General features: G+C 35.0%; 8 protein-coding genes and 1 tRNA gene. 6 read left to right on the forward strand and 3 right to left on the reverse strand.

The annotated features are described in order from the left end of the window. Nucleotides 1–67 precede the first annotated feature (67 nt). The 4 genes from Q0A18_RS11295 to Q0A18_RS11310 all read left to right on the forward strand — a co-directional run bounded on the left by Q0A18_RS11295 (nucleotide 68) and on the right by Q0A18_RS11310 (nucleotide 4,508). Nucleotides 68–865, forward strand: a complete 798-nt coding sequence (locus Q0A18_RS11295; RefSeq protein ID WP_292010254.1) for a hypothetical protein — start codon at nucleotides 68–70, stop codon at nucleotides 863–865. A gap of 60 nt (nucleotides 866–925) precedes the next feature. Further along, entirely contained in the window at nucleotides 926–1,513 is a 588-nt protein-coding gene (locus tag Q0A18_RS11300; RefSeq protein WP_292010255.1) for a DUF1572 family protein, read from the forward strand. Between the two features lie 79 nt (nucleotides 1,514–1,592). After that, nucleotides 1,593–2,939: a tRNA (N(6)-L-threonylcarbamoyladenosine(37)-C(2))-methylthiotransferase MtaB gene (gene mtaB / locus Q0A18_RS11305; RefSeq protein ID WP_292010256.1), complete on the forward strand. Its 1,347-nt coding sequence runs from the start codon at nucleotides 1,593–1,595 to the stop codon at nucleotides 2,937–2,939. 54 nt (nucleotides 2,940–2,993) lie between these two features. Beyond that, nucleotides 2,994–4,508, forward strand: a complete 1,515-nt coding sequence (locus Q0A18_RS11310; protein ID WP_292010257.1) for an FMN-binding glutamate synthase family protein — start codon at nucleotides 2,994–2,996, stop codon at nucleotides 4,506–4,508. A 68-nt stretch (nucleotides 4,509–4,576) separates the two neighbouring features. Here Q0A18_RS11310 and Q0A18_RS11315 read toward each other — a convergent pair whose 3' ends face one another. Further along, nucleotides 4,577–5,341, reverse strand: coding sequence for a hypothetical protein (locus Q0A18_RS11315; protein ID WP_292010258.1), 765 nt, complete (start codon nucleotides 5,339–5,341; stop codon nucleotides 4,577–4,579). Between the two features lie 55 nt (nucleotides 5,342–5,396). Between Q0A18_RS11315 and Q0A18_RS11320 the strand changes: the two genes are divergently transcribed. Beyond that, nucleotides 5,397–5,834: an RNA-binding S4 domain-containing protein gene (locus tag Q0A18_RS11320; protein ID WP_292010259.1), complete on the forward strand. Its 438-nt coding sequence runs from the start codon at nucleotides 5,397–5,399 to the stop codon at nucleotides 5,832–5,834. Nucleotides 5,835–5,837: 3 nt separating this feature from the next. Here Q0A18_RS11320 and Q0A18_RS11325 read toward each other — a convergent pair whose 3' ends face one another. Next, nucleotides 5,838–6,353, reverse strand: coding sequence for a shikimate kinase (locus Q0A18_RS11325; protein WP_292010260.1), 516 nt, complete (start codon nucleotides 6,351–6,353; stop codon nucleotides 5,838–5,840). A 117-nt stretch (nucleotides 6,354–6,470) separates the two neighbouring features. Here Q0A18_RS11325 and Q0A18_RS11330 point away from each other — a divergent pair. Continuing rightward, nucleotides 6,471–6,543, forward strand: a tRNA-Lys gene (locus Q0A18_RS11330). Nucleotides 6,544–6,725: 182 nt separating this feature from the next. Here Q0A18_RS11330 and panC read toward each other — a convergent pair. Next, nucleotides 6,726–7,574: a pantoate--beta-alanine ligase gene (gene panC, locus Q0A18_RS11335; protein WP_292010261.1), complete on the reverse strand. Its 849-nt coding sequence runs from the start codon at nucleotides 7,572–7,574 to the stop codon at nucleotides 6,726–6,728. Nucleotides 7,575–7,638: the final 64 nt, after the last annotated feature.

Consider the following 7,638-nt stretch of genomic DNA (forward strand, 5'->3'; position numbering starts at 1 on the left):
ATCAAAAACTTCTGCCACTGGGAACTTTGGTTGCATGTGTTCTTTACTTAGCTATAAAAAACCGCGCATGAAAAAAGCATTTTCCGATGAAGATTTAGTCAAAAATCTGAGTTTATACTACCTCAATCGGCATTTGAAAAAAAAGCCGATAGAAAAGTACCATCGTACTATAGATGAATCTCCTCTTCATGATCGTGAAAAATATAAAAAAAAGTCTGAAATTTTATTACTTAATTCTTTTATGCATCACTTTCCTGAAGTGAAATTTGAAAATCTGACTTGCGAAAGCCCCGATTTTATTGCCCAGTTTAATGATAAAAAAATTGGTATAGAACTTACCGAAGTGATTAACCATCTTGAGATGAAAAAAGTGGAAAGCTGCTTAAATAAGATTTTCCGTCAGGCTGAAATATTGTTAGAACAAGAAGACACTACGAAATTTCGTGGTGTTTATTTTTTAGAGTTTTATCCCAATATTAAAATAGATACTCCTGAACATCAGCAAGAGATTATCCACAGTATTTATAAGAGTATTAAAAGGAATAAAGTGACAGGCTGTGTGAAAAGTCTCAGGAAATCTTTTCACCGTCGGAATGTTTTTATAACCTATGAATACAGCATGGGCCTTTTTGATGAGCTTTGTTCGGAAAAAATTTTAGAACTGATAGAAAAGAAGAATGAAAAATTTCCCTACTATGATTCTACAGTGGATGAATGCTGGCTGGTGATTGTTTCCAATATGAATTCTTTGGCATCCAGATATACTTTTATTCAGGATAAAGAACATTTGGAAGAAGTAAAAAGTCCTTTTCATAAAATCTTTCACCTTGAAAATCTCTGCGGAAATATTACAAGTATAAAATGAGCAGGCTTAAAGCTTTTTCAAGGATTATTATCACTACATTTGAAATAAAACTTATCGGCAATGAAAGACTTATTTATCAAACGTTTTGAATATTATAAATCCCTTGGAGATAAAACCTTTGAACAAATTACCGAGGAACAAATGTTTTGGCAGTATAATGCGGAAAGTAATTCCATTGCGGTAATAGTGAAACATCTGGCAGGGAATATGCTTTCCAGATGGACTAATTTTTTAACGGAAGACGGTGAGAAATCTTGGCGTCACCGTGATGAGGAATTCGTCGGGACATTTAAAACGAAGCAAGAAGTTACAGATTTTTGGGAAAAAGGATGGAAATGTTTTTTTGATGCATTGAATCAAATTAATGATGAGAACTTATATTCATCAGTTTATATTAGGGGAGAAGCCCATCCACTAATTGATGCTGTATTAAGGCAGATGGCTCATTATCCTTATCATATCGGGCAGATAGTGTACATCGCTAAGATGCTTACGGATGGTCACTGGGATTCCCTTTCCATTGCTCGGAACCGTTCCCAGGAATTTAATGATGAAATGAGCAAAAAAAATCCCGAAGAAAGAAATAATCCTAATTCTTCTCCTGTATGTTTTCAAAACGGTCCGGAGGTCAGAGATGAATATAATTAATAGGAATTAATAGATTGAATCGATCCGATTTTTCGTAATTAATTCATTATCTTTGCACGCGTAAATTAAGGAGCTAAAAATGTCTCAAATTCATAAAACTGCCGCATTTCATACATTGGGCTGCAAACTTAACTTTGCGGAGACCTCCACTATTGCCAGACAGCTAACGGATGCCGGATATGATAAGGTGAGTTTTGATGAAGCTGCAGATGTTTATGTAATCAATACTTGCTCCGTAACTGAAAATGCAGATCGGGAATGTAAGCTCCATGTGAAAAGGGCGATGAAAGCTAATCCGGAGGGTTTAGTGGTAATCGTAGGTTGCTATGCCCAGTTAAAGCCTGAAGAAATTTCCCAGATCGATGGAGTGGATTTAGTGCTTGGAGCTAAAGAGAAATTCAATATTCTAAGTTATCTTGATGACGTAAGAAAAACAGATACGGAAGGAATTGTTCACTCTTGCGAAATCGAAGAAGCTGATTTTTTCATTGGAAGTTATTCAATAGGGGACCGGACAAGGGCTTTTCTTAAAGTACAGGATGGTTGTGACTATAAATGTACTTATTGTACCATTCCGTTAGCCCGGGGAATTTCCCGTTCTGATACTATTCAGAATGTTTTGAAAAATGCTAAGGAAATAGCAGGTAAAGACATTAAGGAAATTGTTCTTACCGGTGTGAATATCGGAGATTATGGAAAGGGAGAGTTCGGGAATAAAAAACACGAACATACTTTTTTGGATCTTATTTCTGAACTTGATACAGTAGAAGGTATTGAGAGAATACGTATTTCTTCCATTGAACCTAATTTGTTAAAAGATGAGAGTATAGAGCTTGTTTCTAAAAGTAAAAGTTTTGTTCCTCATTTTCATATACCGTTACAGTCCGGAAGCGATGATTTATTGAAAAAAATGAAACGCCGTTATTTAACAAGACTGTATAAAGATAGAGTCAATAAAATCCGTGAAGTAATGCCTGATGCAGCAATAGGTGTAGACGTTATTGTTGGGTTTCCGGGTGAGACTGAAGAACGATTTATGGAGACCTATCATTTTCTGAACGAACTTCCTATTACTTATCTTCATGTTTTCACCTATTCTGAAAGAGAGAATACTGAAGCAGTAGATATGGATGGAGTAGTTCCCGTTCCTGAAAGAAAAAAAAGAAATAAGATGCTCAGAATTCTTTCTGAAAAGAAAAAAATGGCATTTTATCAGACACAACTAGGAAAAACACTTCCCGTATTATGGGAACATGAAAATAAAGATGGAAAGATGTTTGGGTTCACTGAAAATTATGTGAGAGTTCAGAAAGACTTTGATCAGAACTCTGTAAACCGGATCGAATTTCTAAACTTAGAAAAAATACTGTCAGATGGCACAGTTTCTGTGCAATCTTCCTACAAAAGTTTTTTAGCAAAAGCTTAGGCTCTTTGCAAAATTTCTACTAAATTTATTTTTAACATTAAATATCACGTTCTTATGAGAGATAAGTTTTTATCTTGGGGAATTGTTTTAGTAATTGCTACTTGGATTATAGCATTGCTAATTAAAACACATTATTGGATTCCGATCCTGCTAACTTCAATTTATGCATTGGGGGTTTATAACGCCTATCAGACAAAACATGCTATTTTGAGAAATTTCCCTGTTTTAGGGTATTTTAGGTATTTTTTTGAAGATATTTCCCCGGAAATGCAGCAGTATTTCATTGAAAGGGAAACTGATGGGAAACCATTCCCAAGACATCAGCGTTCGGCAGTGTACAGACGTGCAAAAAATATAAGTGATACGGTTGCTTTCGGAACCCAATTAGAAGTTAATCAGAGAAAATATGAAGGGATAAAGCATTCTATCTATGCTAAATCTCCTGCAGAAGAACTTCCAAGAATTTGGGTAGGAGGAGAACAATGTACCCAGCCTTATCATGCTTCATTATTTAATATTTCAGCGATGAGTTTCGGGTCTTTAAGTGACAGGGCTCAGATCTCATTGAACAGAGGAGCGAAAAAGGGTAATTTTTATCATAATACAGGGGAAGGAGGGATTTCTTCTTATCATTTAGAAGGAGGAGACTTATGCTGGCAGATTGGAACCGGGTATTTCGGATGTAGAGATGATGAAGGGAAATTTAATCCTGAATTATTTACAAAGTATTCTAATCTTCCGAATGTTAAGATGATTGAAATCAAATTATCTCAGGGTGCAAAACCTGGTCACGGAGGAGTATTACCGGGAGTGAAAAATACACCTGAAATTGCAAAGATACGTCATGTAACGCCTGGAATGACCATCATCTCTCCGCCATCACATTCCGCATTTTCAAATGCAGCAGGATTATTGAGGTTTGTCCAGCAGTTAAGAGAACTCTCAGGAGGCAAACCGGTCGGGTTTAAACTTTGTATCGGAGATACTAAAGAATTTGAAGATATCTGTGTACAGATGAACGTACTGAAAATTTATCCTGATTTTATAACTATTGATGGTGCTGAAGGGGGAACAGGTGCTGCTCCGCCGGAGTTTTCAGATGGAGTAGGAATGCCTTTGGAACCTGCTTTAATTTTTGTGAACAGGACGCTTAATAATTATAATCTAAGAAAAAAATTAAGAGTGATTGCGAGCGGAAAAGTTCTTACCAGTTTGGATATTTTGAGAGCTATAGCAATGGGTGCGGATATGTGTAACAATGCAAGAGGTTTTATGTTCTCTTTAGGTTGTATCCAGGCTTTAAGATGTAATTCCAATAATTGTCCGACAGGAGTGGCCACTCAGGATAAAATGCTCATTAAAGGACTTGATGTTACAGATAAAAGTGAAAGAGTATACCACTTCCATAAAAATACGCTGCATACTTGCAATGAACTTATTGCTGCGGCAGGAAGAAGTTCTTATGAAGAGGTAGATGCAAGCATGTTTATGAGAGGAGATGAATTTGAACACTTAGCAGACCTGTATTTCCCTGATATTTTAGGGAATGTAAAGCAGAAAGCAAGATAAGATTTTAAATAACTAAAAGAGCGCATCAAATTATTTGATGCGCTCTTTTAGTTTGTAGATTCATATTTTTATTTCTGATCGTCCGTTCTTGTTTTTGCATCGTACAATTGAAAATTGAAAATAAAAGTCATATTTCTAAATGAGACTCCATTGTAGTTATAGTGGGAATCTCTAGCAAATGCAGCTCTGGAAGGAACGATAATAACTCCTTGTAAGTTATAAGGATCTCCGTTAGGTTTATCAATAAAGGATTGGAAATAAGATAATCCTTCCTGAAATCCTTCTATTTCATAATAACTTCTTTGTTTTGCTACATCAGTAGTAGCGGCCTCTAAGAAGGAATTTTTCACATAATAATACATTGGATCTGTAACGGGTGATCCTGAAGAACTTGTTCCGTTAATAGTATTTACAAGATCTCCGCTTGTTATGAAAGAAACATTTCCATCAGTACTTCCTGCAAGATTATAGCTCATTTTGAGCATAAGCTTGATAACATCTTTATATTCACCGGTAGCTAATGTTTTTCCTGTATTTGCTGCAGGCTGTGCTCCTTCCCTTTTAATATAAACTACTCCTGAAGGAAGTGTCACAGGGCTTAAATCTGCTAACTTTGTTTCATTATCATCAGAAGCATCAGAGCTACTGAAGGCTTTTATATTTCCTTGTGCATCTAAATAGTTGTCATTAAGAAACTTTTGAATAGCCTGATCGTCATAAGTGTTTTGTACAGCTATATCTTCCGGTTCTACATACGTAGATTCATCACTATCACTCTTACAAGCCGCAAAACTCAGAGATCCTACAAGGATATATAAAAATATTTTTTTCATTTCAAAAAACTTTAATTACTTTACAAATAATATAACGGCAAAAGTAAAAAAAAATATGAGAATAGATAAATTTTTATGGAGTATTCGTTTCTATAAGACCAGAAGTATTGCTGCTGACGAGATAAAAAAGAATAGAGTTTCTATTGGAGGCTCCGTGGTGAAGTCTTCCAAAGAAGTGAAAGAAGGCGATGTGATTAAGATCCGTAAAAATCAAATCGATTATAAAATTAAGGTCATTCAGATCCCTAAAAGTAGGATCGGAGCTAAGCTGGTACCACTGCACATTAAAGATGTGACGGATAAGGAGCAATACGAACTTTTAAAACTTAGAAAGATGTCTCAGGACTATTACCGTATCAAAGGAGAGGGAAGGCCTACTAAAAAGGATAGAAGAGACATGGATGAGTATGTGGAAAACGATATTGCATCTGACTTCACCGATTGGGATGACTTTTTCGGTGAAAATGATGAAACTGACGGGGAAGAAGATTAAAATTTATAAATATAATTTTTCAATGATTTCATTAACGATATCTTCAGGCTCTCTATTATCGGTAGTTACATGATGCTGAGCTTTACTATAGAATTCATTTCTTTCAAATAAATGTTTAGCAATAAATTCAGGGAGATTTTCATCAGAGATATTGGCTATTAATGGTCTTTTTTCTTTTTGTTTTGAAAGTCTCTCTGATAAAGTGGCTACGGAGGTCCTGAGAAATATGGTTTTGGAATTGTGATTGATTATTTCCATATTGTTATAATAAACTGGAGTCCCTCCCCCAAGACTTAATATGATGTTTTGCTGGGCAGCAAGAACTTCTTCTAAAATCTCTCTTTCCAGCTTTCTGAAGTAGATTTCTCCCTTTTTTTCAAATATTTCAGGAATAGTTAATTTATTCCTTCTGGAAATCTCTTTGTCGAGATCAATTAATTCAAAATTTATTTTTTCGCTTAAAATTTTGGAAATGTGAGTTTTACCACTACCCATGTATCCGATCAGAGAAATAATCATAATATTTTTTTCAACAAATTTCCGAAAAAGTTTTGAGAAATTAAAAAAAGCCCTATCTTTGCACCACTTAAAACGAGAGACATTACGTAAGTAAAGTAAATCAGAATACAAGTGGCCGACCTGGTAGCTCAGCTGGTAGAGCAATACACTTTTAATGTATGGGTCCTGGGTTCGAATCCCAGCCAGGTCACAAGTTTACTGAAAAGTAAATTTTTTTCATATTAATATTTTGTGATTTGGTGTTTCAAAGGCTTCCCTAGGAGGCCTTTGATTTTTTATGTACAAATCTTGGTTTTAAGAATAAGGAATTGCATGATTTCAAAAAAGCGCTACTTAAAAGTAACGCTGTTATTTTAGAGAAAATACTGTTTTTTAATCCATGTGCATGTTATCAATCAATCTTACTCCATCTACGACCACTACAATAAACGCCCTGAAATTCCTGTCTTTATAAAAGAAATCAGTTTCTTTTAAGGTTTCTTCATCCGCAATAAGGAAATATTCCAGTTTCATTCCTCGCTGTTGGTCAAAAATATCACTTACTCTATCTTTTATTTCGGGAATAGTAATTATTCTGAACCAGTCATTAACTTTCTTTAGAGTCTGATAAATAATTTGAGATGCTTCTTTTCTGTCTTCGGATAATCTTTGATTTCTGGAGCTTAATGCTAAACCGCTTTCTGCTCTATAAATAGGAACTCCTTTTATTTTGATAGGTAATTTTTTCTTTTCTACCATTTTTTTGATAATGGCCAGCTGTTGATAGTCTTTTTCTCCAAAATAAGCATTATCGGGTTGTATCTGTCTGAAAAGCTCTTCCACCACAGTGCCTACGCCATCGAAATGTCCGGGTCTTGATTTTCCTTCCATTTCATTTTCCAGACCATCGAAATCATAATGCTGACTTTCTGCTTTCTCAGGGTAAATATCTGACACTTCTGGAATATAGACCGCATCTACTAATCCTGATTTTTCTAAAATTAAAATATCCCTTTCTATATTTCTGGGGTATTTTTCCAGATCTTCTGCATTGTTGAATTGGGTAGGATTCACGAATATTGAAGAAATAACAAGGTCATTTTCCTTTCTTGCAGCTTCATACAGGGAAAGATGACCGTCGTGCAGAGCACCCATAGTAGGGGCAAAACCTATTCTTTTTCCCATTTCTTTATTTCTTTCTATAAAATCCAGAAGATTTTTTTTGTTGTTTAGAACTTCCATAGTTTATTTTATCGCTATCCAAAAATAGTAAATATCACATAATAAAATGCAGTTTTAATAATTC

Origin of the sequence: Chryseobacterium sp., assembly GCF_022712095.1 — a bacterium.
Classification (GTDB): Bacteria; Bacteroidota; Bacteroidia; order Flavobacteriales; family Weeksellaceae; genus Chryseobacterium.

What these genes read in the sequence shown, in the direction of transcription:
- mtaB (WP_292010256.1), top strand. Translation starts at nt 1,593, where the DNA reads ATGTCTCAAATTCATAAAACTGCCGCATTTCATACATTGGGCTGCAAA.
- Q0A18_RS11325 (WP_292010260.1), bottom strand. Translation starts at nt 6,353, where the DNA reads ATGATTATTTCTCTGATCGGATACATGGGTAGTGGTAAAACTCACATT.
- Q0A18_RS11320 (WP_292010259.1), top strand. Translation starts at nt 5,397, where the DNA reads ATGAGAATAGATAAATTTTTATGGAGTATTCGTTTCTATAAGACCAGA.
- panC (WP_292010261.1), bottom strand. Translation starts at nt 7,574, where the DNA reads ATGGAAGTTCTAAACAACAAAAAAAATCTTCTGGATTTTATAGAAAGA.
- Q0A18_RS11310 (WP_292010257.1), top strand. Translation starts at nt 2,994, where the DNA reads ATGAGAGATAAGTTTTTATCTTGGGGAATTGTTTTAGTAATTGCTACT.
- Q0A18_RS11300 (WP_292010255.1), top strand. Translation starts at nt 926, where the DNA reads ATGAAAGACTTATTTATCAAACGTTTTGAATATTATAAATCCCTTGGA.
- Q0A18_RS11295 (WP_292010254.1), top strand. Translation starts at nt 68, where the DNA reads ATGAAAAAAGCATTTTCCGATGAAGATTTAGTCAAAAATCTGAGTTTA.
- Q0A18_RS11315 (WP_292010258.1), bottom strand. Translation starts at nt 5,341, where the DNA reads ATGAAAAAAATATTTTTATATATCCTTGTAGGATCTCTGAGTTTTGCG.